Genomic DNA, 26,598 nt, shown 5'->3' on the forward strand with positions numbered 1-26,598 from the left:
CGACCAACTAACCCGACTGGGGGACGACCGTTGATTTTTACCCCGACCGAAGTAAGTCATACCTCCTGTCACGGCACGATAAGGCCGCACAGGTACGCGGTGTCGCTGTCGTCACCATCAAACAGCAGTTCATAGGCGAACGTCAGCCCGCTGCCGGTGCAACAGCAGATATTCCATTTCAACCAGCCGCGAGAGATGGATCTTTAACTGCGTATCGCCCCACTGCACCGCATAGTCGCGCAACTGTTTCGGGTAAAAATCATCTCATGCCGTGGCTGCGCTGCGTTATGCTGTATCAGCAGCAACAGCTTGCGCGTCTGCGGCGGCATTTCGTCGAGTGTCCGGCCTAAGATTTCATGCGCCAACTGATTGGCAAGCCGGATATCGTCTTTGGTCACTTCGATGTATTCAAGTCGTCTGCCGCGATGTTCGGCAGTTTTGATTTCCCGCTGGTACTGGTGCAACAAGGCGATACTTTGGATCAGGGTGAGATATTTCATATGATCACGGCGGGTGCGGGTCTTATCGGTCATAAAGGTGAGCTGGCTGGCATACGGATTCACGACATTTAATGGTTTCAGCAACCGCTGGGCATTTTGATGACGCTGCGTCAGATAATCGCGCTCGTTCTCAGCCAGCAAGCCTTCGAGTGTCTGCTTCTGGCGCTGTAACGCATGGATCGCTTCGGTCTGTTCGCGGGATTCGTTGACGGTCAGCACCAGACAACGATTGAGCAGTTCTTCGTCAATATCGATGGCCGTTGTGGTGAGCATCAGCATCACCGGGCCTTTGACGGTATAGCTTTTGGTGACCAGTTCCCCGTGGCTTCATCCTTGCCCGTGCTCGCCATCGTCAGCTCGCCGTCTGACTGCAACAGCTTGAGCGCATAGGCCGCCTGCCGCACCCCTTCTTCTTCCGCGATGGCGAGGATTTTATGCTGGAGATTAGTTTCACCGAGGTAAAACAGGCTTTGCCCGGTCATGGCGCTGTACTGGATACGCTCTTCTTCGGGGATCAGGTTTAGCACGGCATCCATTAATGAGGATTTCCCGGCGGCGCTGCTGCTCTGGATCAGGACGGCTAAGGGTTTGGGTAATTTTCGGCTCACCGCCGCCAGATACGCTGCGAGCAGATTGGTGGACTCACCGACCACCCCACAGGCGGCTAAATCCGCCGTGATACGGCTGCCAGCGCCGGATCTTGCAACAAGTCCAGCGCGGCCTGCTGTTCATCGGATTCAAAGACTTTGCGGCGTGTTCCGTTTCTGCGGCCACCTATGTTTTCGTACCAGTAACACCCGCCCCAGCGCACGTGAAGCGTTATCCGGTAACGCCAGTTCCTGCGCGGCTTGACGCACGAACCCTGTCCGCGCACGGGCGCTCAGGATATCGAGACTGTCCACGAACAACGCCCCGCTGTTTTTATCCAGCAACTGCACGTTGATTTTCATGACCGCACCCATTGTTTGGCGGCACACCCGCGCAGCCGCCATTCCCGTTTGCCTGTCAGATAACCAGTACGCCATATCCGCGTTCCAGACCACGCCCGGCTGTCACTCTGGGCACAGGCCGCCGAGATGCGGATCGGCAACGTGCCGGCAGCACTGTATGACAGCTGGTGCTTTTCGTTGGTTTACCGAGCCCATTGCGCGATTCAAGTAACTGACCGAAAGCCGTTTCCGGGTTTGCCACCCACTAAACGATTGGCATCACTCCTTCCGGGAACACCACCCGCCAGGACATCCACCCATTAATGCAACTCTGCCGCCAGTGCTGCGGCCGCTTCATTGTCTGCCTTGTCATTGTCATAGGCGATATGCATTTGCTTAATCTCATCTGCTGGAATGCTGCCCGTCGGTAAAGCCGTGAACCCCAGAGAACAGGTGACGTTGCGAAAGCCCGCACACCAGAACGACATCGCATCAATCAGCGATTCACACAGGATAACGGACGCCCAGCCCGGCTTCATTCCAGACACCGCCATGCTCACCCGGTAAATACAGATGCCGCGGTGTGCCTATCCCGCGATTTTACGCCCGTACATCTCCTGTATCTGCCCTCCAGACCGATCACCGGCACAACCAGCGAGCCGCTGAAGTGTTCGTGCCCGCTGTCGCGCAATAGCCCGACGGCCTGCAACGGCGCGCGGATCTCCGCGCCCGCTTTGGTTTTTTTCTCCGGTAAGCGATAACCCAGAGTGCGGTTGGCAAAGCCCAGTTTAAAATGGCTGACCAGCTCAGGATGATCGAGACGGCGTTTTTTCAGGTACGCCAGCGCTTCCGGCGCATTCAGCAGGGTCTGGTGATAAAAGGTGATCACCCGCTGACAACAGCGCCTGCCGCCCGATCCCCTCCGCCACCGACGGCACCGCTGACCAGCGGCTCGACCGCCGGATTGTTCCCCAGCACGGCCCGCAAGCGTTCGGCGGCATGGCGCAGACTTAAACCTCCGTTTTCATCACCCAGTCGAGTACCAGCCGCCGCATCGCAGCCAAAGCAGTGATAGAGATTTTTCGCCGGGGTGATCACCATCGAGGGCGTTTTCTCCTGATGGAACGGGCACAGCACGGTCATGTCTTTGCCGCGCTTAAAAAGCGGCCGCCCTTGCTGCTCAATAACGGCAACTAAAGAGACGGCGGATTTCAGGTGCTGTAATTCTGCTTCCGGGATGCGAGCCATATCAAATGTCCTTTTAAAACCTTGTCAATGCACTTTATAGTATTATTATATGTTCTATAAAGGTTACTTCGTCAAGTCTATTTAGAGCAGGGGACGATAATGGAACTCATCGATATTGATAAAGGAACGGACTGGATGAGTTTTCAGCCCGCTTTCTGCAACTGCGCAAGCAAAACGGCATGACTCAGCCACAGATGGCTGAACGGGTCGGTATACACCTGACACAAGTACGCCGTTGCGAGTCTGGCGTGGCACAGCCCTTTTGGACATTCTAAAGCGGATTGCCGTCACGTTTAGCGTGTCGGCGACTGGCTGATATTTGAGGAAGACGAGCGCGAGCCGCAGGATGAACTGAAGCTGAAGTTTGAGGCGGTTAAACAGATGGATGAGGAAGAGCAGCGCTCTGTCACTGATATATTTGATGCCCTGATATTAAAACATCAGGCAAAACGGCTGTTTGGATGACCTGATTTAACGCGGCGCTGTTGTGCTTGCAACACACCAACGCCGCTGACCACAAGCAACTATTGAGGAGTTGAATGATGGCTAAGGCGCATTCTAAGCAAAACCGTGCAGTAAATAAAGCCACAAAAACAGAACGTTATTACACCGTGGGATACGTGCCGCAAAATAACAAGGCCACCGCCCCGCCTGCGATACACCTGAAAGGCCAGTGGCTTAAGGCTGCCGGGTTTGATAAGGGTTGCACCCTCACCGTGAAGATTATGGATGGCTGTTTGGTGCTTATTCCTGACAGCGACGACACCCGCACCATCAAGCAACAGTACCAGCGCCAGCAAGACCAGCTCAGTGAGATTAAGCTCAGGATGCGGGAACTGCTTGGCGACTACAACAGCAACTAAGGGCAGGGACTGAGCGGCTCTAAAAAGAAGAAAGCCGGAAGATTATGGGATCTTTCCGGCTGATTTCAACGATATTTTATATCTGATTTTTATCGAAATAAGCCATAGATATAAACTCTCCAAAAATACTATTTCTTATTATTAATGAACAATGCAGTTGCTTAAATCCAAATAGTTAGTCATTACCTCTGACATATTCTTCAAGAAAACCTTTTATTTCTGTCAAAAAAAGAGACTTATCGTCTATTTCATAGTCAAAAATAAAATTCATTTCAGAAAAAACAACATCAATAAGATTAACTTTTCCATTTATAATAAAGTTAATAGACTGAATCACTTTATCTCTATTGGCTGGTATATATTCTAAAAACCAAGGTTTGAGAACAATTTCTGAAACAGAACGTAGATCATCTTTATTATTCACATTTTTATTGTTAATTAACAAATAATCTTTATCACTGATAACTTCCTCATCAAGAGCAGAAAGAAAACCTACTAATATAGAAATTTCATTTTTAGTTTTTAAATCAAATTTATTCATTATCTCCCCCATACAGGATATGCAGTGATTGTTTGCCCATTTGGAGTTAAGATCACTGTTGCGGTACTCGAAGTGCCATATGTTGGGCCAGTCTTGCTATACCCTTCACCGATTCTTCTTCCATACGGAATTGTAGCTTTAGTCACAACGCCACCTGATTGTCGCTGAATAGTTTGTGCTCGTTGTATAGCATTTAATTGATCTCTATGACTATCAAATCGAGTTGCTGCCATCGGTGTACGCTGCTGAACTCCCGTAGTAGGATTCGCTCCATTAGTTGCTCGCCCAAGCTGGGATTCTAAAGACGTTTGGGCACCATGTCTCTCAAGGAAGTGAGATCTAGGATTCATACTTTCCATTTCTTGTAAACGTCTGAGTGCATTAGCCTCTGCAAGCTCATTGATCCTTGCCTGCCTTTGTTCCCTAGTAAGACTTGCCGGACAATCCGTCAACCCAAACGGGTCAATAAAATTGACCGGATTATGGACATAAGCATAGGGATTAACACCACCCAGCAGCCCTATGGGGTCTTAGGAACGATTCCGGTGCGGTCATACTGTTTTAGGTGATTTTTTCTTTGACTATCAGCTTGTTAAAGAACCATTTTTACCTGTTCCGCCCATCCCCGCGAACCTAAAACGCCGATGTGCACTTTTGGCCTGTTTTGCGATGTTGCCCCAGTGCGCTTTTTGCCCTGCTACCACCGCAAGTCGTTGTGCAGTATAGCGCCTCTGTTTCTTATTAATGGAGTAAACAACCTGATTTTGTGCGGTTTTTCAAAGCGGCAACGGGCGAACGCGGCCCAACTTGCTGGGCGGCGGGCGCACGTTCTGCGGGTGCGGGTGGCATAGAACCCGCCAGCGGCGCCCTGCGACGCTCTGAGGCACTAAAGCCGAAGCAGGAGATCGGTTTGTTTGAGGGCACAAGCTTTACTCAAGGGAAGCCCCCTGCGGGGGCTGCATGGGGCGAAGTCAGTGCAGCGGGGTCGGGGCGGGGGAGGTCAACGCGGAGGCCGCAGGCCAACCTGCCTGCAGGGTTGTTTACCAAAGCCAGGCAGGCCGCTAAAAAAGAAGGGATTTTAGCCTATCGGTGGCTCGGTGCTCGGGTGGCCTGTTTTTGGCAGGCATGGGTTCCGGCGATCAGAGCATAAGGCGACAGCCTTGTGCGGTTGCACCTCTGCGATGCCGATAAGCGGGGGCGCCAGACATAATGCGATTATACGCTGCGAACCGCTCACCGATGCCGCTGAGCTGGCTGCGTCGCCGCCCGGTGAGTGGCGTATAATTTCCCCACATTATGTTGAGTGGGCTTTGGGCAGCCTGTACTGTCTCAATGGGGACACCACTTCCGCTGACCATTGTCCACGTATACCCGCAAGCGCCGAGGCTAACGGGCATTCCTGCCACCGTCTGCCGGGGCCCCGAACCCCGCGCACTTAACGGGGACTGCCGGGCTGTCCGGTGTTCTGTGGCTTCGTTTCGGCATCCGGCTCACTGCTGACACTGCCTGAGCAGCTCTCGGTGCTGTCGGATTATCACGCTCTGCCGGGTGTGTCTGTTTATGCACTTTTTTCATGTGTCCGATGGCAATATACGTATAAATTTACGTCGATTCCAGACTGGCATGACCTAATATGGCCTGAATATGCCGTGTATCCGCGCCATTTTCTAACATCTGGGTCGCCATGCCATGGCGGAACAGGTGACACGCCCCAGGTTTTTCAAGATGCCCCTCCAGCACGATGAAGCGCATTGCGCACTATTTGTGTCAGGTGTGCCATCGGCTCAACGCATTAACGTGTTGTGAGACCAACGGATAACCGGGATCTTTTACCCGACCAGACGCGGGCGCACCTCATTCAGATAACTTTGCATCCAGTGGTGTGCCGACTTGCCGAAGGGCACAACCCGATCTTTCTTCCCCTAGCCCTGATACAAAACGACCGCGCGCCGAGCGAAGTCCACATCACTCACCTGTAACTGCTGTTTCTCGATGCGCCGCATGCCGCTGCTCCATAACATTTCCATGATGGCCCGGTCGCGCAAAACCAGCACTCACTGATCGTCAAGGCTTACAAAACATGGGGGGTTTCCTGTTCGTTCAGGATCTGCCTCGGTAAACGCTTTGCTTCTGTCGGGGCAGCTCCAGACTGCCCGGCCGGGTTATACAGCGTATTGCCGTTTCCAGCCCCCAACTGAACCAGATACGCACGTTGATCAGCTTTTCACAATGAAGTGCTGGCCGCAAGGGGCTAACCCTGCGGCTTTGCGGTGAAACGGCAGATAACGTTGCAGGCTTTCCAGTAATCACCGGTGATCACCTGTGACATGGTTATTCGATCCGTTCGTTCATCACACCAGCCGGCGAACTGCATCAAATCTCTTCTATAGGTGTAAAGCGTGCGGGTTAGCCGGAATGTGCTCGCAGGGCATCGAAAAAAGGTTTAATATGTTCAATGTAATTTTGGTTTTGTTGTCTGATGTTATCATGCTGAAACTCCTCTCTGTGATGGAAGGACTATGGTTACGAATGGAGGGTATAAATTAATGTGGTGCCGGAACCGTGTTTTTGAGGTTGTCCGACAAACGCGCTGTGAGCCTTGCTGTCTGCGTTGTGATTGCATTTTGCTATTCCGACCGGCCCGCACCGACTTGAACCCCGACTCAGAGACAACACGCTTAGATTCCGCACCAACTTGACACCTCCTACGGCACAATCAGGCCGCACAGGTGTGCGGTGTCGCTGTCGTCACCATCAAACAGCAGCACGTCCCAGGCCATCAGCCCGCGCTGCCGTGTGCAGCAGCAGGTATTCCATTTCAACCAGCCGCGAAAGATGGAATTTGAGCTGATTATCCCACTGGGTATAGCCACGACATCGCGCTATTTTCGGGTAAAAATCATTCATGGCCATGGTGCGCTGCCCTATTCCTTAATCCATCTCTGTATCAGCAGCAACAGCTTGCGCGTCTGTGGCGGCATTTCGTCGAGTGTCCGGCCTAAGATTTCATGCGCCAACTGATTGGCCAGCCGGATATCGTCTTTGGTCACTTCGATGTATTCAAGCGTTTGCCGCGATGATCGGCAGTTTTGATGTCCCGCTGGTACTGGTGCAGCAGGGCGATACTCTGAATGAGTGTCAGATATTTCATATGATCGCGGCGGGTACGGGTTTTATCAGACATAAAGGTGAGCTGGCTGGCATACGGGTTGACGACATTTAGTGGTTTCAGCAACCGCTGGGCATTTTGATGAAGCTGTGTCAGATAATCGCGCTCGTTCTCAGCCAGCAAGCCTTCGAGCGTCTGCTTCTGGCGCTGTACCGCATGGATAGCTTCGGTCTGTTCGCGGGATTCGTTGACGGTCAGCACCAGACAACGATTGAGCAGCTCTTCGTCAACATCAATGGCGGTTGTGGTGAGCATCAGCATCACCGGGCCTTTGACGGTATAGCTTTTGGTGACCAGGTTGCCGGTGGCTTCATCCTTACCCGTGCTCGCCATCGTCAGCTCGCCGTCTGACTGCAACAGCTTGAGCGCATACGCCGCCTGCCGCACGCCTTCTTCTTCCGCGATGGCTAAAATCTTGTGCTGGAGATTGGTTTCACCGAGATAAAACAGGCTCTGCCCTGTCATGGCGCTGTACTGGATACGTTCTTCTTCGGGGATCAGATTCCAGACCGCATCCATCAGGATGCTCTTGCCGGCCGCACTGCTGCTCTGGATCAGGACGGCTAAGGGTTTGGGTAACTTTCGGCTCACCGCCGCCAGATACGCCGGCTAACAGATTGGTCGATTCACCCACAACGCCACAGGCGGCTAAATCAGTGGTTATACGTTGTCATTCTGGATCTTGCAATAAATCAGGCTGCTGCCCGTTCATCGATTCAAAACGAGTGGCGGCGTGTTCGCGTTTCTGCTGCCTCATGAACGTTGCTGTCCAGCACCAGTAACACCCGCCCCAGTGCACGCTTTCAGCGTTATCCGGTAATGCCAGTTCCTGCGCGGCCTGACGCACGAACTGGCCGCCACGGGCGCTCAGGATATCGAGACTATCCACGAACAGCGCGCCGCTGTTTTCTAATAACTGCACATTGATTTTCATTATGACCGCACCGATTTTTGGCGCGCACCCGCGCAGCCGCCACTCCTGTGTGCCTGCCGGATAACGATATGGCCGTTCTCAGCGATTGTCCACCACGCCCGTTGTCAGGCTGGGCGCTGGCCAGCGGCTAAGAAGCTGGGGATTTTGGTACTGCCAGCAGCATTTTTGACAGCGGTGCACCTTTTCGCGGTTCGTGCATCGGCCATTGCGCATTCAAGTAACTGACCGAAAGCCGTTTCCGGGTTAGCGACGTGTCACAGCTAAAACGTTCGCATCCTTCCGGCAAATATCACCCGCCAGACGTCCATCCCGCTTAGTTCCAGCTCTGCCGCCAGTGCAGCGGCCGCTTCATTGCCTGCCTTATCATTGTCATAGGCAATATAGATTTGCAGGATTCGTACTTGGAATGCTGCCGGTGGTCGGCAAAGCCATGAACCCCATACGAACAGGTGACATTGCGAAAGCCGGCACACCAGAACGACATCGCATCAATCAGCGATTTACACAGGATAACGAGGCCGCCGATCAGCCCCGCTTCATTCCAGACACCGCCATGTTCACCCGGTAAATACAGATGCCGCGGTGTGCCTGGCGCAAGCGATCGTGATTTTACGGCCGTACATTTCCTGTATTTGCCCTCCAGCACCATCACCGGCACAACCAGCGAGCCGCTGAAGTGTTCCTGCCGCTCTCCCGCAATAGGCCGACCGCCTGAACCGGCCCACGGATCTCAGCGCCCGCTTTGATTTTTTTCTCCGGTAAGCGATAACCGAGTGTCCGGTTGGCAAAGCCCAGCTTAAAATGACTGACCAGCTCAGGATGATCAAGGCGGCGTTTTTTCAGATACTGATGGGCTTCCGGCGCATTTAGCAAAGTCTGGTGATAAAACTCAACCACCCGTGACAGCAGCGCCTGCTGCCCGATCGCCTCCCGGGGCAGCTCTGCCATGCTAACCAGCGGCTCGACCGCCGGATTGTGCCCCAGCAGCGCCCGCAACCGTTCCGGGCATGACGCAGACTTAATTCTTCGGTTTTCATCACCCAGTCGAGTACTGAGCCTCCCGCATCGCAGCCAAAGCAGTGATAAAGATTTTTCGACGGGGTGATCACCATCGAGGGCGTTTTCTCCTCATGGAACGGGCACAGCACGATCCGGTCTTTGCCGCGTTTAAAAAGCGGCCGCCCCTGCTGCTCGATAACAGCCACTAAGGGGACGGCGGATTTCAGGTGCTGTAATTCTGCTTCCGGGATGCGAGCCATAAAAATGTTCCTTTTAAAACCTTGTCAATGCTCTCTATAGATATTATTATATGCTCTATAGAGGTCACTTAGTCAAGCTATTTAGAACAGGGGGCGATAATGGAACTCATCGATATTGATAAAGGAACAGACTGGATGAGTTTTTCTGCCCGTTTTCTGCAACTGCGTAAGCAGCACGGCCTGACTCAGCCCCAGATGGCTGAACGGGTCGTATACACCTGACACAAGTACGCCGTTACGAGTCTGGCGAGGCACAGCCCTCGTAGGATTCTCAAGCGGATTGCCGTCACGTTTAGCGTGTCGGCGGACTGGCTGATATTGAGGAAGACGAGCGCGAGCCGCAGGATGAACTGAAGCTGAAGTTTGAGGCGGTTAAACAGATGGATGAGGAAGAGCAGCGCTCTGTCACTGAGATATTGGATGCCCTGATATTAAAACATCAGGCAAAACGGCTATTTGGATGACCTGATTAACGCGGCGCTGTTGTGGTTGCAACACACCAATGCCGCTGACCACAAGCAACTATTAAGGAGTTGATAATGGCTAAGGCGCATTCTAAGCAAAACCGCGCGGTAAATAAAGCCGCCAAAACCGAACGTTATTACAACGTGGGATACGTGCCGCAAAATAACAAGGCCAAAGCCCCGCCTGCGATCCATCTAAAAGGCCAGTGGCTCAAGGCTGCCGGGTTCGATAAGGGTTGCACCCTGACCGTGAAGATTATGGATGGTTGTTTGGTGCTGATCCCTGACAGCGATGACACCCGCACCATCAAGCAGCAGTATCAGCGCCAGCAAGACCAGCTCAGTGAGATTAAGCTGCGGATGCGCGAACTGATTGGTGGGTACAAAAGCCGCTAAGAGCAGGAACTGAGCGGCTCTAAAAAGAAGAAAGCCGGAAGATCACGGGGATCTTTCCGGCTGATTTCAACGATATTTTATATCTGATTTTTATCGAAATAAGCCATAGATATAAACTCTCCAAAAATACTATTTCTTATTATTAATGAACAATGCAGTTGCTTAAATCCAAATAGTTAGTCATTACCTCTGACATATTCTTCAAGAAAACCTTTTATTTCTGTCAAAAAAAGAGACTTATCGTCTATTTCATAGTCAAAAATAAAATTCATTTCAGAAAAAACAACATCAATAAGATTAACTTTTCCATTTATAATAAAGTTAATAGACTGAATCACTTTATCTCTATTGGCTGGTATATATTCTAAAAACCAAGGTTTGAGAACAATTTCTGAAACAGAACGTAGATCATCTTTATTATTCACATTTTTATTGTTAATTAACAAATAATCTTTATCACTGATAACTTCCTCATCAAGAGCAGAAAGAAAACCTACTAATATAGAAATTTCATTTTTAGTTTTTAAATCAAATTTATTCATTATCTCCCCCATACAGGATATGCAGTGATTGTTTGCCCATTTGGAGTTAAGATCACTGTTGCGGTACTCGAAGTGCCATATGTTGGGCCAGTCTTGCTATACCCTTCACCGATTCTTCTTCCATACGGAATTGTAGCTTTAGTCACAACGCCACCTGATTGTCGCTGAATAGTTTGTGCTCGTTGTATAGCATTTAATTGATCTCTATGACTATCAAATCGAGTTGCTGCCATCGGTGTACGCTGCTGAACTCCCGTAGTAGGATTCGCTCCATTAGTTGCTCGCCCAAGCTGGGATTCTAAAGACGTTTGGGCACCATGTCTCTCAAGGAAGTGAGATCTAGGATTCATACTTTCCATTTCTTGTAAACGTCTGAGTGCATTAGCCTCTGCAAGCTCATTGATCCTTGCCTGCCTTTGTTCCCTAGTAAGACTTGCCGGACAATCCGTCAACCCAAACGGGTCAATAAAATTGACCGGATTATGGACATAAGCATAGGGATTAACACCACCCAGCAGCCCTATGGGGTCAGGACTGATATACTGCCCCGTTTCCGGCGAATAATACCTAAATCGGTTATAATATAACCCACTTTCCTCATCCTCATATTGCCCCATAAACCGCAGGTTGCAGTTGACGTGATAATCAGGGTCGTTGGAGGCAATCACCAGCGATCGTTCCGCTTTGCCCCACGTGGTTAACCGCTGTGCCCACACCAGAATCCCTTCCTCATTAAGCATCTCGCGCGGCGTGCCCTGATGGTCACTGACAATATAGTGTAGCTTACCTCGTTCAAAGCGGGCCGATGGTGTTAATGAACCGGGTTCATAAAGCCAGCGGATACGCTGATCTTCTGCTGGCGTACCATCCGCGTAAATCGGCGTTTCTTCGATAAGCTGGTCACCGCTCCACAAATAATCATGCCCGACAATCGCATCGGCTTTCGATTCCATATCCGGCCTGCCCGCTAACCATAATTTTAAATTAGCAGAGGCCCGTTTTCCATCATACACTTTCAGCTTCCGGATCCTTCTGCCAAAAGGATCATATTGATAATGCCAGCGTGAGCCGTCTGGTGTTTCACATTGCGTCAGCTGATTGAGTACATTCCAGCGATAACGCCATATTTGTGGACGGAAGCCATCACGGTACTCATTTTTCTCTACCAGCCGTCCAGCAGTATCGTAATGATAACGGCTATCTCCGTGCTGCATCACCCGCCCGGCTTTCTGACGCTGGACGATCTGCGCCACCGCTCCGCGTGCATCGGTAGGAATGTGCTGGCTTAGGTTGCCATTGGCATCATAACTGAACTGCTCTTTGTATGGACAGGAACCCTGATACCGTGTCTGGATTATCTGGCCGTTAACATTGTAACGGTAACGGGTTTGTCCCCAGCGACCGTCATCAATTACCCGGAGGTTGCACGCCCGGTCATATTGCCAGCTCCGGTTAACCGCCGTAGCCTGGGGGGGAAAATGCGGATCATTTTGTTGCAGGGTTTCCCGGAAAAAGGTGGTTGCCCGACCGGCCGACTGATGGGCCAGCAATCCCGTCGCGGTGTAACGGCTGGCAAGGATAAAGCCAAGGGCACTTTCCCGCACGGTTTCCTGCCCGAGCGGATCATGCTGTAAAGAAAGCGGGCTATGTTGGTTGAACTGAAAATGATTCAACCACCCCATCCGGTTATACCCAAAATGCAGGGTATCCCCGCCCAGAGTTTCGGCTGTCGGCAGGTCGTTAAGGTCATCCCATTCACGGTTAATCTCACGCCCGTTCAGGCGCTCGCCAGTCAGGCGTCCTGCCTCGTCATATTCAAATTCCACCACGGCATCGGCTGAGGTAGCGCGAACCAGCCTGCCCTGCGTGTCATAGGCATAATCAGTCACCGACTGCAATTCATCATGCAGTTTCCCGGCCTGCCAGTATTCCTGCCGCTGGATTTGGTCATTAGCGGTATAACAAAAACGAATGAACTGACCGTTAGGATAGCGGATCAGCGTCCGGCGGCCGGCTCGGTCATAGGTATATTCGACTGTTCGCCCGGTAAAATCGGTTTCACGGATAATTTGTCCGGCTAAATCCCGCTCATAGCGATAGGTTTCACCGGTGGCCAGGGTCACGCTGTTCAGGCGAATTAAGCGATCATAACCAAAATGCAGCACCGTCCCATCCGGGCGAGTGAGCTGGGTCAGCAGGTCAAAGGCGCTATAGGTATAACGCGTGGTATTTCCCTCACCGTCCGTGACCGCAGTGACCCGGCGTTCATTGTCATAGCTGATGTGCTGTTTCACCCCGTCCGGCCGTTCGATTTCCGTGACGCTGCCTGCCGGGCTGGCATGAAACGCGCAGTGCTGATAACGGGTTTTCTGTCCCAACGCATCGGTCACACTGTGCAACCGCCCCAGCCCGTCCTGCTCATAATGCGTGGTGTAACCGTTTGGCGCCAGGACCTGATGCAACTGGTGTTGTTCGTATTCATAACGCCACTGGGTGCCATCCGGTAGCACCCGCCGCAACATCTCACCCTGCGGGTTATAACGGTATTCTTCCCGCCGCCCTTGTGGGTCTGTCACCGCATCCAGTGCGCCCTGTTCACTATAGTGAAAAATCCACTTTTTGCCGTTCGGCAGTTTGGCCTGCAACAGTTGACCGTATTCATCATAGTCATAGACAAATATTTCACCGGAAGGCAGCGTCAGTTGGGTCAGTTCGCCGTAGGGCGTGTATTCGAACTGGGTTTTTCTGCCCAGTGGATCAGTTTCTGAAAGTTGATGGCTCAGATCCCATTCCAGTACCGTTTCCCGCCCCAATGAGTCAATTTTGCGGGTGATCTGGCCGTTTTCGTTGTACCAATAGCGGGTACAACCGCCTTCTGCATCCAGATAGGTGGTGACTTTGTTGACATCATCATACAAAAAACGATCCTGCCAGTAGCCTTGTGGGGTTCTGACCGAGACTACCCGTCCCCGGTTGTCATACCCCATCGACACATCGGTGGTGTCCGTGTCATGCCAGCGGGTCATATAACCGCGGGGATCATATTCGTGCCACAGGTGACTGAACTGAAACGCATGACATTCTGACAGATAATCTTGCGGGTTATATCGGCAGGTCACCAAAGTCTGGCGCAGTTCTCCGGTCAGGTACTCGATAGAAGCCAATCGGTTCTGATAGTAATCCAGTAACAAACGATAACCATCGGAATGGATAACCTGTGACAGCCGATATTGTTGCTCCCCAAAGGGATCTGCGTAATGGAAAGTGATTTGGTTATTGTGACGGTCACGGATTGTAGACAATAACCGTTTATCGCCGGCCTGCTGTTCAAAACTCAACGTTAATTGGGTCTGACGATCAAACAGGTGCAACCCGCCTGTTAAAGTGCCAAACAGCAGATAATGTCCGGCATGCAGGTTAACCGAGAACACATTTTCTTCCGGCGTATGGAATGTGTAGACCACCCCATCGGCATCCGTGAAATGCGTCACTTCACCCGCTCGCCTTAAATGTTGTGACCAGTCATCGGACCATTTAGGGCCAAACAAGCCCGCAAAATTTTCGGTTGAACGGTAAGTTCGGGTCAGTGAGAGCGGTAATGTGCCCGGCAGGGAGAGCAGGGGCCATTGTTGCAAAAAATCCCCGGTGGCCATATCGACCGGGTCACTACAGGTATCTTTCTCGTTCGGTTTTTTACTTTGCTTCTGGGTCGATTCCTTCGGTTTATCCGATTTGGTGACCCCTTTTTTATTGCGTGGCAAGGGCAATAAACCGGCGATAACCACGGCCCACTGCAAGGTTTTATTGCTTTCCTGCAAAATAGGAAGCGCCTCTCCCGTTTCCGGGGTAATGGAAATCGATCCCGCTGCACTGTTGATATTGGCATCACAGGTGGTGCGATGCCCCAATCGGGCAATTGGCTTGCCGTTGGCAAACACGGTCTTTGCGCCTTCAGCGACCACGCCGGGAGGATGGTCACTGCATACCACCGGGTCGCCTTTCCGCGCGACCGGTTTACCCTCAAAGAACACATTGGGTGATCCTTTCGCAATGGTGCCTTTATTGCTGCCATATTGCCCGATGGCGGCGCCAATCCCAGCACAGGTTCCACCAACAAACCCGCCAGCGGCTGCGGCGGCGGCAACCACAACCAGTGCCGCCCCGCCCGTGGCAACCACCAGAGCGCCCACCGCAACCGCCGCGACAGCCCCCAGTAAAATCCCGCCCAGCGCCCCCCACAACCCGGCATTCTTGTTCTGATGGGCAATGGCATCGCCTTCCCTGGCCGGATTTTCACCTTCGGTTGCCACAGTGCCCATGCCCATCCCTTTGGCGATAGCGTGGCCGATTTTATCGCCGACATACATCCCCGCGGCCCCGCCTGCGGTGCCGGCGGCTAATCCCACCGCAAAAGGGACAGCAGCGCCCGTGGCCGCCGCATAGGTCGCACTGGTTGCCAGCGTGGCATCGGAGAAAGTATCACTTTGTAAAAACGCCAGCGCCCGGTCAGAAGTGGATTTTTCTGTCCGTGGCGGCACGGGCGCAGGTTTGCCTCCCTTTGAAGGCAGGGTAGGATTGCTGGCGACCGGTGACGGAGACGGTCGCCCAGCCGCTGCTGCGCCCATAATCACATTCTGTGAAACACTCATGTCACACCTCCCTGTCAGGCGTTATCTTTCTGCTCACCGCGCAGCCGGAACGTGGCCATCATGGTCTGCATTTGTTCCCGCTGTGCCGGTGTCATCGCGCCCTGACAGGAGCCGGTGAAAATCAGCACGTCCCTGGGTGCATTCAGCATCATCATCAGTTGGTGCACCGTTCCGTTCGGGGCACGCCAGCGAAATTCAAACGTCTCCGTTTCAAACCCGTTCAGCGCCCCCGATTCATGGGCTATCGCTTCATAATCTTTTAATTGCTTGCCAATTGCGGTCATTTCCCGCTCGGCAAACTGACTGAATGTCAGTCCCCACGGTAAATTATCGCGGGAAATGGTGAAACTGGTGCCATTTTTTTCATCGGTGCTGTTCAACACCAGAATACTGGCATCCTGCCAGCTGGCCGGCAGCATGATGGTGCCCTGATTGAAGTGAAAAGGGGTGAGATCAAGTTGATTGTTCATGGAAGTTCCTTCTTGCTGCAATTTAAAAATCAATGTGTTATTTGTTGATGTTAACCTGGCCACCTAATACGGTGACCCCGCTGTCGTTTAGCTCAATACTGGCCCCCCCAAACGAAATTTTGATGTTGGTTTTCGTCATCTGGAGGGTGCCGCTGCCCACTTTCAGCGTGATATCATCTTCCGCTTCATATAATTGTGTTCCCGCGCCAGCTTTACCTGCCGTGGCTTTCACCTGTACCACATTGGCTTCAGTACTGCGTGTCTGACCGATAGTTTCTGTCAGATTACCTTGCTGCACGGTTTTGAATTCATCACCTGTCTGGATTGTCAAAGTCCGGTCGCCTGCCTCCACCACCAGACTCTGGGCATTTTTAACTGTGGTATCCATGTCCCGCTGCGCATGTAACGCCAGCCGCTCACTGCCTTTCGCATCCTCAAACAGCAGCTCGTTGTAGCCTTCGCCTTTGTGGGTTTTGGAGCGGAAGGCCATCTGGGTTTTGCTGCCCGGCAGGGTGCCCGGCGGGATATTGCTGGCATGGTAGGTGCGCCCGGTGACGATGGGCTGATCCGGGTCGCCGTGCAGAAAGTCCACCACCACTTCCTGCCCGATACGCGGAATAGCCAGCATCCCCCAGCCCTGTCCCGCCCACGGTTGGGTGACCCGTATCCAGCACGAACTCTGGTCATCGCTCTTGCCGTCACGATCCCACGGAAACTGAAGGCGGATACGGCCGTACTGGTCACAGAAAATCTCTTCGCCGGCCGGTCCCACCACTTCGGCAATCTGCGGGCCGTCGATGACCGGTTTGGGCAGGGGCGTCGGGCGCCAGTGCTGGTTATGGCGGATAAAGTGAAAGTGGCTGCTCAGGGTGGTACCCGTGCCGCTGTTGGCGGTTTCCAGCGCCTGCGGCTGGCTGCCGGCATGATGGGTTCCCACCACCTGCCATGGCTGGTTTAGATCTTCACGCGGGTGGTGGCTCAGGGTGAATAATTTACCTGGCTGGATGGCAATGGCATGGCCGCTGCCTTGCCCGGTCATGGCATTGTTGCGCAGGGCTTCCAGCCGGTAACGGGTAAAATCTTTCCCGTGCGCTTCATCCTTAAAACGCCCCGGATAGTCGTAGTGCTCGTAATACCGTTGTTGCAGGGTATCTTCCTTCATCTGCTGGCTGAATTCGGCTGGCCAAGCCGGGTTTTTGAAGGTGTAATCTTTCAGTTGCACCTGGGCCGGTCGCACCTGGGCGCTACAGGTCAGGCTGCTGATGGCCGGTTCACCGGTGGTACTCACATCGCCCGGCTGGTAAGGAAACACGTTACCCGGGGTACCGAACCGCAGTCATCAGCAAATACCAGCGTGTTACGCCCGTTACCACATTCAAAGAAATAGAAAATCCCCTCTTCGGCGGTCAGCCGTTGCAGAAACGCGAAATCACTTTCCTGATATTGCACACAAAATTCCCGCTCTGGGTGGGCGTGGCGCAGGCTGAACACCACGTCACGGATACCGTGCTCTTTCAAAATCGTGGTGATAATGGCGGCGATATTAAGTTGCTGGAAAATGCGCGAATTCTGACGCAGGGTGGTACGCCACAGATCCGGGCGAATGCTCATCTGGTAGGTGGTCTGGTGCAACCCGGTGTTACCCTGCTCAAAGCGGGCCACCACTCCCGTGATGCTGCGCTGTTCAACGCCTTCCTGCAAAATGGTCAGTGTCGCCGTGCGATCCAATACCGCCGGAAAATCGATCGCCGGATCCGCACTGGCCAGCCCCACTTCCAGCTGGAACGGCTGGGAAAAGTGTTCACTCAGGGTGAAGTCGGTGACGGCAAAGGTTTGTGGTGCCAGGCCACCGGCGGTCAGGGTAAATTGCAGCCCGCTGGGCGAGCTTCCGTCCCCAGACAACTGACTGATTTTTTGCAGGGCTTTGGTGGCGGTGCTATGTCCGGCGGCCGCTTTTTGAGCCAGCCCGCCGGCAAAACCGCCGCCGGTGATACCGCTCCCGATCCCCCCTGACAACCCGGGGGATGGTTCCCGTGAAACAAAAGATTGCCCCTGCTTCAGTTTGGCGAGGATCTCTTTATCGGCGGCGCGTCTGGCCAGTTTGTCGGTGAGGTCTTTTCCGCTTTCACTCAGCTGCCCGGCGGACTCTTTCCCCTGCCGAACAAAGGATTGCCCCTGATGTAACTGATTGAAGATTTTTTTCTCTGACATGGTTATCTTCCTGAAATAATGACGAACGCGATGGCGCCGGCTCTCCCGTCTGATTGCCCGGCAGGCCATCACACCCGGCACAAGAGTTAAATGTCATTCACGTTGTCTCTGACAAATGGGTTCATTAAGTCCGCAGGTTGTGGCCTTGTCGCAGGCTTAATAGCGGAATAAACGCCACTATTACGCCGGGATAGGGCGATAATTTGCAAAGACGCTGTTGCCCGAATTCATCGGTATTCATGGTGAATAAATTGGGGGAATGATAAAGAGCGAACGCGTAAAAACCAAATTCACGCCAGTGAAATAAAACGTTGCCAGCAACAATAGCGGAATAAAAAGTTAAAATCATTGCTTCACTGGCGGAATATGCTGTCTTTTTATAAAGGGTTAACGCATTATTTTGCCTCTTTTAGCTGAGAGGGCAAAACACATTTTACTAACGGACTGATTTAATTATGAAAATGTAAAATTCACTGCTTTGGAAAGGATGATCATTTTCATTTTATGATAATGATCACGAAAATGATTTTTAAAAGAATAAAAGAGTGATTAACGCCATCATTAAATAAATCGCTATAACACACAATAGCGATGTCATTCGGGTTAAAAATAGCAAAATCAATATAAACTGGCATATTCAATATGTTCTGTAAAATTCTGGACAACGACATTATTCACAAAAGCCGCCGGACACAACTGTGGTTAAAGAATAACCCTAAATTCAAATTGTTATTCCAGCCGGTTTACTCGCCTTGGGTCAATGTGATTGAGAAACGGTAGCACGCCTTACATGAAACGATCACACGCAACCACAAGTGCAGATATATGTGGCAACTTCTCAGGCAGGTTAGGCATTTTATGGGCACGGTATCACCCTATCCCGGAAATGGGCATGGAATGGCAAAAATGTAGCACAATTAGGATCAGCTACTTAGGGCGGGCGTTCACCCATAGTCAGTTGTGAAAAAGAAATTTTGAAAATTTACACTAAGCCAATTCAGTTTAATTTAAATAGCTGGGATAAAATTTCATTTATCTGGATTAAATTAAAAAAACAAAATGGAATGTTTTTTAATGGTTTTATTCATGTATTTTTTGAAAAGCATAATAAAAATAATGGTAAAGTTTATATTTGAAGTTAAATGTCTGATGACTATTTTTTCATAAAAAAGGAGTTACAAATGGCTTGGATTTATCATCAATACTCAGGCGAATTATATCATGACGATAAATTAGTTTACCGTAATGGATATAGTGGAAATGGAATACATAAAAACAATCCTGCTTCAGAATCGATACGTGGAAAAGGGCCAATCCCTAGGGGTCAATATACGATTGGAGGCTATACCAGTAGTAAAGGTGCAATGACTATCCATTTAGAGCCACGTGAGGGTAACAATATGTACGGAAGGGATCTTTTTAGAATACATGGTGACAGCACGAAAAGACCCGGTGAGGCATCAGAGGGTTGTATAATTGTTGGAAAAAGTGCAAGAAGAGAGATAATTGATTCTATGGATAGAGAGTTAATAGTGAAATAGGCCATGAAAAAAAATATTTTATTTTCGATGTTATTTATTCCTACTATTGCTTTTTCTTCAATAAAAGATGATACCGAAAAAGCTTTAGATTATTGCGCAACTAGTCAGTCTTGGGCTGCGCAGATTGTTATAACTAATTCTTATCAAAAAAATAATCAATTCGATAGAATGAAAGCAACATCTTCTCTACTAGAACGAACCAAATTAGTAAAAGAAGGTAAGCCAATTGTTCTTAAAGAATCGGGGCAGTTATATACGCAGACATTAGAAATAATTATTCCGTATATTGATAAAAACAAAAAACCTGCTGTTTTTATTGCTTCATCAATTATTTCAGCAGAAGAATGCTCATTATCAGAGGTGGCCTATTTTGATATAACTCCTGAAATCGATTGAGAGGCGGCGTCACTTGGATTTTTTACCAAGTGACGCCACCTAAAAAAACTGGATACACCAACTCTGTCACGACTTTGTCTTCTCCTTTTCTCATTATTCCCCAACATGAATTTCTTTCCTGATCATTTTGAATATTCCTCATTGGGAATAAGCCATTTCTCGATTGACTAAAAACTCCGCTTCGCCCATTCTATTTGGACATCTAAACGGATAGACATTTAAACACTTAAACATCTAAAAATATGTTCATGAGGGCACAGGGTATGAGTTTTTTTCACGCTAATCAGCGAGAAGCGCTGAACCAGAATCTGGCTGAACTTGAAGGGCAAATTCGTGTTTCCTTTGAATTCTTTCCACCCAGAACGGCTGAGATGGAACAAACCCTGTGGAAGTCCATTGATCGCTTGAGCAAGCTGAAACCTAAATTTGTTTCTGTTACCTATGGCGCCAACTCTGGCGAACGTGATCGCACCCATAGCATTATTAAGGGCATTAAAGAAAAAACAGGCCTTGATGCAGCCCCACACCTGACTTGCATTGATGCCAGCCGTGAAGAGCTGAGCAACATTGCTCATGATTATTGGCAAAACGGTATTCGTCATATTGTGGCATTACGTGGTGATTTACCGACTAACGGTTGTAAACCAGAAATGTACGGTGCTGATTTAGTTGAGTTATTAAAAAAAGAAGCGGATTTTGATATCTCTGTTGCGGCTTATCCAGAAGTGCATCCAGAAGCGAAAAGTGCACAGGCAGACTTGATCAATTTAAAACGTAAAATTGATGCCGGAGCCAATCGTGCCATTACCCAATTCTTTTTTGATGTGGAAAGTTACCTGCGTTTTCGCGATCGTTGTGTCGCAACTGGGATTGACGTGGAAATTGTACCAGGGATCTTACCCGTCTCGAACTTCCGTCAGTTACAACGATTTGCCACGCTGACCAATGTACGTATTCCAAGCTGGATGACCAGAATGTTTGAAGGGTTAGATGATGATCCAGAAAGTCGCAACTTAGTCGGTGCCTCTATTGCGATGGATATGGTGAAAATTCTCAGTCGTGAAGGCGTGAAAGATTTTCATTTTTATACCCTGAATCGGGCAGAATTGAGTTATGCCATCTGCCATACATTGGGAGTACGTCCTTGTTAAAACCCAAAAAGCCGAACAGTTTCCCTATTCGGCTTCTATGATTAAAAAATATTTAAATTATCCTGTATTACGCATGCCTGCTGCAACGCCGGCAATCGTCACCATCAGCGCTTGTTCAAGATGCGGATCAGGATTTTCCTGCTGACGGGAACGCTGTAATAATTCGGCCTGTAGTACGTTCAACGGATCGGTATACACGTTACGCAAAGCAATAGATTCGGCGATCCACGGCAAATCTGCCATCAATTGCTCATCCTGTGCAATGGTCAATACCGTTTCGATATCCTCTGCAAGTTGGTTACGCAATTTTACACCTAATGACCACAGTTTCGGTTCTACCAAACGTTGATCGTAATATTCCGCTAACCACAAATCTGCTTTGGCAAATACCATCTCCAACATGGCAATACGCGTATTGAAAAATGGCCAGTCGCGACACATATCCGTTAAAACTGACAAATTACCAGCATCGATCACCCGTTGCAGCGCTGTACCCGCGCCTAACCATGCCGGCAACATCAAGCGGTTTTGCGTCCAGGCAAATATCCACGGGATCGCTCGCAAACTTTCAACGCCTCCGGTCGGGCGTCGTTTAGCCGGCCGCGAACCCAAAGGCAGTTTTGCCAACTCTTGTTCCGGTGTCGCTGCCCGAAAATAAGGCACAAATTCCGGTTGCTCACGGACATAATCACGATACATGTCACAGGAAACATCAGAGAGTGTATCCATAATCTGGTGCCATTCCGGTTTCGGCTCCGGTGGCGGCAATAAGTTTGCTTCCAGAATCGCACTGGCATACAAGGCCAAACTGCTGATCGTTACCTGCGGCAAACCAAACTTAAAGCGGATCATTTCCCCCTGTTCCGTTACCCGAAATCCTCCTTTCAAGCTGCCCGGCGGTTGGGAAAGTAAAGCCGAATGGGCTGGAGCACCACCACGGCCAATCGTACCACCACGTCCGTGGAACAGAGTGAGTGTCACTCCTTCTTTTTCACACACGTTGATTAATGCATCCTGTGCCCGATATTGTGCCCACGACGCCGCCATCACCCCTGCATCTTTGGCTGAATCGGAGTAACCAATCATCACCATCTGCTTATCCTTAATCAGATCGCGATACCACTCAACGCCCAATAGTTGCCGAATTACACCTTCTGCATTGTTCAGGTCATCAAGGGTTTCGAACAACGGCACAACCGGCAATGACAATGGGCATCCCGCCTCTTTCAACAATAATTTCACCGCCAAGACATCAGAAGGGACTTTCGCCATAGAAATAACATAAGCCGCAATCGAATCTTGTGGTGATTCAGCAATCACCTTGCAGGTATCGAAAACTTCTTGCGTTTCTGCGCTTGGTTGCCAATCACGCGGGGTCAGAGGGCGTTTTGATTGCAACTCTCTCAGCAGGAACACCTGCTTTTCGGTTTCAGGCCAGCTCGCATAATCGCCCATTTCCAGATATTGCGTCAGTTCAGCAATCGCATCGCGATGGCGGGTACTTTCTTGGCGGATATCAATACGCACCAAAGACAAACCAAAGCAACGGATGCGACGCAAGGTATCCAACAATTGCCCGCTGGCGATAATTTCCATACCGCAATCCTTCAGGGATTGATAGCAGGCATATAGCGGTTGCCATAACTGTTCGTTATGCAGGAGTAGATCCGCTGGTGGTAAAGCTTGCTCGCCCTTAAGACGTTTTTCCAGATAAGCCAGTGTGTTATTTAATTGCGTGCGCAATTGTTTGGCAATTTCACGGTAAGGCTCTAAAACATGCTCACCTCCCGCCATTTGGCGCAGTTCAGGTGTACATTCCGACATGGAGAGTTCAGAGACTAAAACCTGAATATCTTTCAGGAACAGATCGGCGGCCTTCCAACGGCTCAACAGTAAAACATGACGGGTAATTTCAGCGGTAACGTTAGGATTCCCATCGCGATCACCCCCCATCCAAGAGGTGAAACGTACTGGCACGGCGTCCACTGGCAAGCGATGGTCAATGGATTCTTCCAGTTGTTCATTGAATTCACGCAGGAATGCGGGCACACCTTCCCATAAGCTGTTTTCAACCACAGCAAAACCCCATTTTGCTTCATCAATTGGGGAGGGACGGTTCTTACGGATCTCATCAGTATGCCATGATTGGGCAATCAACTGACGCAATCGGCGCATGATGTTATTGCGTTCATAATCTGCCAAATCGTCATGATCAAGCTGTGCCAGACAGCCATTAACTTCAACCAACTTATGAATCAGAGTACGGCGGGCAATTTCTGTCGGATGAGCGGTCAGAACTAATTCAATCGCCAATTCATTGACTGCCTTGATCAGATCGTCATTGCTGAATTGTTTGTCTTTGAGTCGATTAAACAGGGCTGCCAATGCAACCGGATTACTTGCTGCTTCGCCGTGTGGCGAAATGCTGTGATATTGTTCGGCAACGTTAGTCAGATTTAAAAACTGGTTAAACGCACGGGCAACAGGCAATAATTCATCATTGGATAAATTTTCCAGCGTCGATAAAAGCTGCTGACGGTGAGTTTCATTACCTGCACGGGATGATTTAGATAACTTCCTGATCGTTTCAACCTTATCAAGAATATCTTCTCCTGAAGCTTCTTTAATTGTATCGCCCAGCAACTTACCGAGCATACTGACATTACTTCGCATTGCGGAATATTGTTGATTCATGTGGTTCCTGGCCTTGTGTTGCTGTATGTCACCTATTTCACCAATGGATTGGCTTACCCTATTTTCTGTCTAAATGTTTCATGTTTTGCTGTAGAGCGTGTTCTTCTGTTTATCTCTAACGTTCTATTCATATCAGAAAACAAACAACTTGGGCGAATTTTAAAGCCTGATTACTCAATATTTCTCCTACAGAGATATTCTGTTACAGAAGTTGCGATAGACGATTTAAATCCGATTGGATTGCCCCTGCGGTAACATCTCGCCCCGCTCCTGGCCCACGGATCACTAACGGATTATCACGATACCAGCGGCTTTCTATCGCAAAGACATTATCTGCCGGCAGCAGTGAAGCTAATGGATGATCGCTATGCACTGCTTCCACTCCCACTTTCGCCTTACCACTGGCATCAAAACGCGCGACATACCGTAGTACCATGCCCATTTCCTGCGCCGCTTGCAAACGTTGCAACATTTGTTCATTAATGACCGCACTATTTTCAAAGAACTCTTCAATGGAGCCGCTCCGAGCCTCTTTCGGTACTAAAGACTCAACACGCACATGATTAGGCTCTATCTCATAACCCGCTTCGCGCGCCAGAATAACCAACTTACGCATTACATCTTGACCGGAAAGGTCAATGCGCGGATCAGGTTCCGTCAACCCTTGTTGCCATGCTTGTTCTACTAAGTCACTGAAAGGCACAGAACCATCAAATTGCAAGAACAGCCAGGATAATGTGCCGGAAAAAACGCCACTGATGGATAAAATGGTATCACCGCTTTCCCGCAGATCCCTGACAGAGTGGTTAATCGGCAGCCCTGCACCCACTGTGGCGTTGTATAACCAATGACGCCCCGTTTTTGCAAAGGCATCACGGATCATACGATATGTATTGCTGTCGGAAGAACCGGCGACTTTATTGGCACTGATAACGTGGAGTCCATAGCTGGCAAAGTAGATATACTCTTTAGCCAATTCTTCACTTGCCGTGACATCCAGAACAACCAAATCATCATAAGGATGTGCCCGCATCCATAAAAACAGGGCATCGTCTTCATGTTCAGTTGCTTCATCATCAAAAAAGGCCAACGCACGACTAGCATCAATGCCCTGATAATTCAGTAAACTCCGGCGACTATCGACGACACCCGCCAGAATAAATTCAAATCCACTGCGAGCAGAAATGTTCTTCTGTTCACGGGCAAACAGCTCCAGCCAACGAGAACCAATATTCCCTTTGCCAAAGAGCACCAAACCGATGCGTTTTTCTGCCCTGAACAGGCTTTGGTGCAATCCCTGAATCAAATGTGATGTCTGATTCGAACGCAGTATAGCAACCAGACTAATGTCATCTTCTGCATGCCAGATAAATTCAACTGGCTGATCTTTTAATTGTTGATAAAAACGATGGCTATGCAGCGGATTCTTGCATACACCCGCCCCCACTAATGCCACCAGCGCTAAACCTTCACGCAAAGAAAGTTTGCCGGGTATGGAGGCATCCTGCAAAACATCCAGGGCGCTATTCACAATCTCAGAGGTATAACAAAGTTGGATCAGGTTGCAATCTGCATGTAACCCTGTTGCCAATGGCCGGATTTGGGCGCGCTTCAATAAAGAATCAATGTCCTTATGGATTTGCTTGAAATCGTGGGCTGGAGAAACATGCAATTCAATCAGGCAAACATCATCATGGCTGGTGACAATTTTTGCCCCTGTCCCCGTTGCCAGCACCCGTTCAATCCGGGTGGAACCCTGTTCAGGTTGGTAACTGCAACGCAATTGCAGATCAATATCGCTGAGAGAAACAGGCTGCAATGTACGAGTATGGAGAACAGGTGCGGCTAAACGTGCCAATTCACTGGCTTCATCCAAACGCAGCAACGGCAACAGGCAGGCATCGTTAACTTTACGTGGATCGGCACTGTAAACCCCCGCCACATCACTCCAAATTGTGACTTTTTTGGCTTCTGCCAAAGCCCCGACTTGGGTAGCAGAATAGTCGCTGCCATTGCGTCCCAACAATACCGTCTCCCCCTTCTGATTACTGGAAATAAAACCGGTAACCACTAAACGCTTATTGGGGTTTTGGATCAATAATTGGCTCAGTAGAGGTTGGGATAAGCTGACGTCAACTTGCGGTTGAGCAATACGCTCTGCCCGCAAGAACTGACGCGCATCCAGCCATGCACTGGGGATACCCTGATTTTCCAGCACCGCCGCCATTAAACGGGCAGACCAGATTTCCCCATGACCGACAACTTCGGCATATGTGATATCGGTGACGGGCTTATCCAACAATACGCTCAATCTTTCCAGATCAGCGATAAACATTGCGTTCAGTTCTTCTGCAACTGTTTCGGGCAACAAGCCACGGATCAATTCTTGCTGGTAACGCCGCAAAGATTGCTGTATTTGATGTGCTGATATCCGGTCACTCTGACTCAATTTAAGCCAATCAATCAACTGGTTGGTCGTACTCCCCGCGGCCGATACCACCATCAAATCACCCGGCTGGCTGTAGTTCGCCATAATTTCAGCAACCCGCTGATAACATTTCACATCAGCCAGGCTACTACCACCAAATTTATGTAACTGACGGCCAGATTCCGCCCCCGCTGTTGCCAGTATACTCATGAT

Annotated in this window: 22 protein-coding genes and 6 pseudogenes; 10 read left to right on the plus strand and 18 right to left on the minus strand. The window is 50.1% G+C overall.

Annotated elements, in window-relative coordinates; all coding sequences use genetic code 11:
- Window positions 1–68: 68 nt before the first annotated feature.
- A pseudogene (locus ACSJJG_RS19275) lies at window positions 69–2,677 on the minus strand (CHC2 zinc finger domain-containing protein).
- 179 nt (window positions 2,678–2,856) lie between these two features.
- Between ACSJJG_RS19275 and ACSJJG_RS19280 the strand changes: the two are divergent.
- Window positions 2,857–3,142: pseudogene (locus ACSJJG_RS19280) on the plus strand (helix-turn-helix domain-containing protein).
- A gap of 77 nt (window positions 3,143–3,219) precedes the next feature.
- The gene (locus ACSJJG_RS19285) at window positions 3,220–3,540 is read left to right on the plus strand and encodes a SymE family type I addiction module toxin (RefSeq protein ID WP_481090457.1); all 321 of its coding nucleotides are present in this window, start codon (window positions 3,220–3,222) and stop codon (window positions 3,538–3,540) included.
- A gap of 175 nt (window positions 3,541–3,715) precedes the next feature.
- On the opposite strand, the gene ACSJJG_RS19290 is transcribed toward ACSJJG_RS19285, so the two are convergent.
- Window positions 3,716–4,081, minus strand: a complete 366-nt coding sequence (locus ACSJJG_RS19290) for a hypothetical protein (RefSeq protein ID WP_189760001.1) — start codon at window positions 4,079–4,081, stop codon at window positions 3,716–3,718.
- A complete protein-coding gene (locus ACSJJG_RS19295) occupies window positions 4,081–4,431 on the minus strand; it encodes a hypothetical protein (RefSeq protein ID WP_282892746.1) in 351 nt (116 codons plus the stop codon). Before ACSJJG_RS19295 ends, ACSJJG_RS19290 begins: the two co-directional genes overlap by 1 nt.
- Before the next feature lie 416 nt (window positions 4,432–4,847).
- Between ACSJJG_RS19295 and ACSJJG_RS19300 the strand changes: the two genes are divergently transcribed.
- Window positions 4,848–5,231 (plus strand): hypothetical protein, encoded by a 384-nt coding sequence (locus ACSJJG_RS19300; protein WP_481090251.1) that lies wholly within the window; start codon window positions 4,848–4,850, stop codon window positions 5,229–5,231.
- On the opposite strand, the gene ACSJJG_RS19305 is transcribed toward ACSJJG_RS19300, so the two are convergent.
- The 6 genes and pseudogenes from ACSJJG_RS19305 to ACSJJG_RS19330 form a co-directional block, all read right to left on the minus strand.
- Entirely contained in the window at window positions 5,221–5,478 is a 258-nt protein-coding gene (locus ACSJJG_RS19305) for a hypothetical protein (RefSeq protein WP_481090252.1), read from the minus strand. The genes ACSJJG_RS19300 and ACSJJG_RS19305 overlap by 11 nt on opposite strands.
- A 205-nt stretch (window positions 5,479–5,683) precedes the next feature.
- Complete coding sequence (locus tag ACSJJG_RS19310) at window positions 5,684–5,833, minus strand: tyrosine-type recombinase/integrase (protein ID WP_481090253.1); 150 nt, start codon at window positions 5,831–5,833, stop codon at window positions 5,684–5,686.
- 348 nt (window positions 5,834–6,181) lie between these two features.
- Window positions 6,182–6,391: a hypothetical protein gene (locus ACSJJG_RS19315; protein ID WP_481090254.1), complete on the minus strand. Its 210-nt coding sequence runs from the start codon at window positions 6,389–6,391 to the stop codon at window positions 6,182–6,184.
- A gap of 404 nt (window positions 6,392–6,795) precedes the next feature.
- Window positions 6,796–7,908 (minus strand): annotated as a pseudogene (locus ACSJJG_RS19320) (DNA primase); the annotation flags it as partial.
- A 12-nt stretch (window positions 7,909–7,920) separates the two neighbouring features.
- Window positions 7,921–8,184 carry a hypothetical protein gene (locus ACSJJG_RS19325; RefSeq protein WP_481090255.1) on the minus strand — a complete coding sequence of 88 codons (264 nt, stop codon included), beginning with the start codon at window positions 8,182–8,184 and terminating at the stop codon, window positions 7,921–7,923.
- A gap of 260 nt (window positions 8,185–8,444) precedes the next feature.
- A complete protein-coding gene (locus tag ACSJJG_RS19330) occupies window positions 8,445–8,657 on the minus strand; it encodes a toprim domain-containing protein (RefSeq protein ID WP_481090256.1) in 213 nt (70 codons plus the stop codon).
- On the opposite strand from ACSJJG_RS19330, the gene ACSJJG_RS19335 reads away from it, so the two are divergent.
- Entirely contained in the window at window positions 8,615–8,752 is a 138-nt protein-coding gene (locus ACSJJG_RS19335) for a hypothetical protein (protein WP_481090491.1), read from the plus strand. The genes ACSJJG_RS19330 and ACSJJG_RS19335 overlap by 43 nt on opposite strands.
- Window positions 8,753–8,832: 80 nt before the next feature.
- Here ACSJJG_RS19335 and ACSJJG_RS19340 read toward each other — a convergent pair whose 3' ends face one another.
- A complete protein-coding gene (locus ACSJJG_RS19340) occupies window positions 8,833–9,132 on the minus strand; it encodes a hypothetical protein (protein ID WP_481090492.1) in 300 nt (99 codons plus the stop codon).
- The gene (locus ACSJJG_RS19345) at window positions 9,051–9,443 is read right to left on the minus strand and encodes a CHC2 zinc finger domain-containing protein (RefSeq protein WP_481090257.1); all 393 of its coding nucleotides are present in this window, start codon (window positions 9,441–9,443) and stop codon (window positions 9,051–9,053) included. Before ACSJJG_RS19345 ends, ACSJJG_RS19340 begins: the two co-directional genes overlap by 82 nt.
- A gap of 135 nt (window positions 9,444–9,578) precedes the next feature.
- Between ACSJJG_RS19345 and ACSJJG_RS19350 the strand changes: the two are divergent.
- Window positions 9,579–9,907 (plus strand): annotated as a pseudogene (locus ACSJJG_RS19350) (helix-turn-helix domain-containing protein).
- Window positions 9,908–9,982: 75 nt separating this feature from the next.
- A complete protein-coding gene (locus ACSJJG_RS19355; protein ID WP_481090258.1) occupies window positions 9,983–10,303 on the plus strand; it encodes a SymE family type I addiction module toxin in 321 nt (106 codons plus the stop codon).
- Window positions 10,304–10,479: 176 nt separating this feature from the next.
- On the opposite strand, the gene ACSJJG_RS19360 is transcribed toward ACSJJG_RS19355, so the two are convergent.
- The 5 genes and pseudogenes from ACSJJG_RS19360 to ACSJJG_RS19380 all read right to left on the minus strand — a co-directional run bounded on the left by ACSJJG_RS19360 (window position 10,480) and on the right by ACSJJG_RS19380 (window position 18,524).
- On the minus strand, window positions 10,480–10,845 hold the full coding sequence (locus ACSJJG_RS19360; RefSeq protein ID WP_189760001.1) for a hypothetical protein: 366 nt from the start codon (window positions 10,843–10,845) through the stop codon (window positions 10,480–10,482).
- Entirely contained in the window at window positions 10,845–15,494 is a 4,650-nt protein-coding gene (locus ACSJJG_RS19365) for an RHS repeat-associated core domain-containing protein (RefSeq protein ID WP_223281729.1), read from the minus strand. The genes ACSJJG_RS19360 and ACSJJG_RS19365 overlap by 1 nt, the downstream gene beginning before the upstream one ends.
- Before the next feature lie 14 nt (window positions 15,495–15,508).
- The gene (locus ACSJJG_RS19370; protein WP_282885565.1) at window positions 15,509–16,027 is read right to left on the minus strand and encodes a DUF1795 domain-containing protein; all 519 of its coding nucleotides are present in this window, start codon (window positions 16,025–16,027) and stop codon (window positions 15,509–15,511) included.
- A pseudogene (locus ACSJJG_RS19375) lies at window positions 16,002–18,175 on the minus strand (type VI secretion system Vgr family protein). The gene ACSJJG_RS19370 and the pseudogene ACSJJG_RS19375 overlap by 26 nt, the downstream one beginning before the upstream one ends.
- A 124-nt stretch (window positions 18,176–18,299) precedes the next feature.
- A complete protein-coding gene (locus ACSJJG_RS19380; RefSeq protein ID WP_481090259.1) occupies window positions 18,300–18,524 on the minus strand; it encodes a hypothetical protein in 225 nt (74 codons plus the stop codon).
- A 305-nt stretch (window positions 18,525–18,829) separates the two neighbouring features.
- On the opposite strand from ACSJJG_RS19380, the pseudogene ACSJJG_RS19385 reads away from it, so the two are divergent.
- From ACSJJG_RS19385 to metF, 4 genes and pseudogenes are all read left to right on the plus strand, one after another.
- Window positions 18,830–19,087, plus strand: a pseudogene (locus ACSJJG_RS19385) (transposase); the annotation flags it as partial.
- Window positions 19,088–19,317: 230 nt separating this feature from the next.
- Complete coding sequence (locus ACSJJG_RS19390; protein ID WP_481090260.1) at window positions 19,318–19,716, plus strand: tlde1 domain-containing protein; 399 nt, start codon at window positions 19,318–19,320, stop codon at window positions 19,714–19,716.
- Between the two features lie 3 nt (window positions 19,717–19,719).
- A complete protein-coding gene (locus ACSJJG_RS19395; RefSeq protein ID WP_481090261.1) occupies window positions 19,720–20,112 on the plus strand; it encodes a hypothetical protein in 393 nt (130 codons plus the stop codon).
- A 263-nt stretch (window positions 20,113–20,375) separates the two neighbouring features.
- Window positions 20,376–21,263: a methylenetetrahydrofolate reductase gene (metF, locus tag ACSJJG_RS19400; RefSeq protein ID WP_481090262.1), complete on the plus strand. Its 888-nt coding sequence runs from the start codon at window positions 20,376–20,378 to the stop codon at window positions 21,261–21,263.
- A 57-nt stretch (window positions 21,264–21,320) separates the two neighbouring features.
- On the opposite strand, the gene ppc is transcribed toward metF, so the two are convergent.
- Entirely contained in the window at window positions 21,321–23,957 is a 2,637-nt protein-coding gene (gene ppc, locus ACSJJG_RS19405) for a phosphoenolpyruvate carboxylase (protein WP_481090263.1), read from the minus strand.
- A 202-nt stretch (window positions 23,958–24,159) separates the two neighbouring features.
- Window positions 24,160–26,595, minus strand: a complete 2,436-nt coding sequence (locus tag ACSJJG_RS19410; RefSeq protein ID WP_481090264.1) for a bifunctional aspartate kinase/homoserine dehydrogenase II — start codon at window positions 26,593–26,595, stop codon at window positions 24,160–24,162.
- Window positions 26,596–26,598 lie beyond the last annotated feature (3 nt).

The organism is Xenorhabdus sp. SGI 60 (assembly GCF_056632175.1).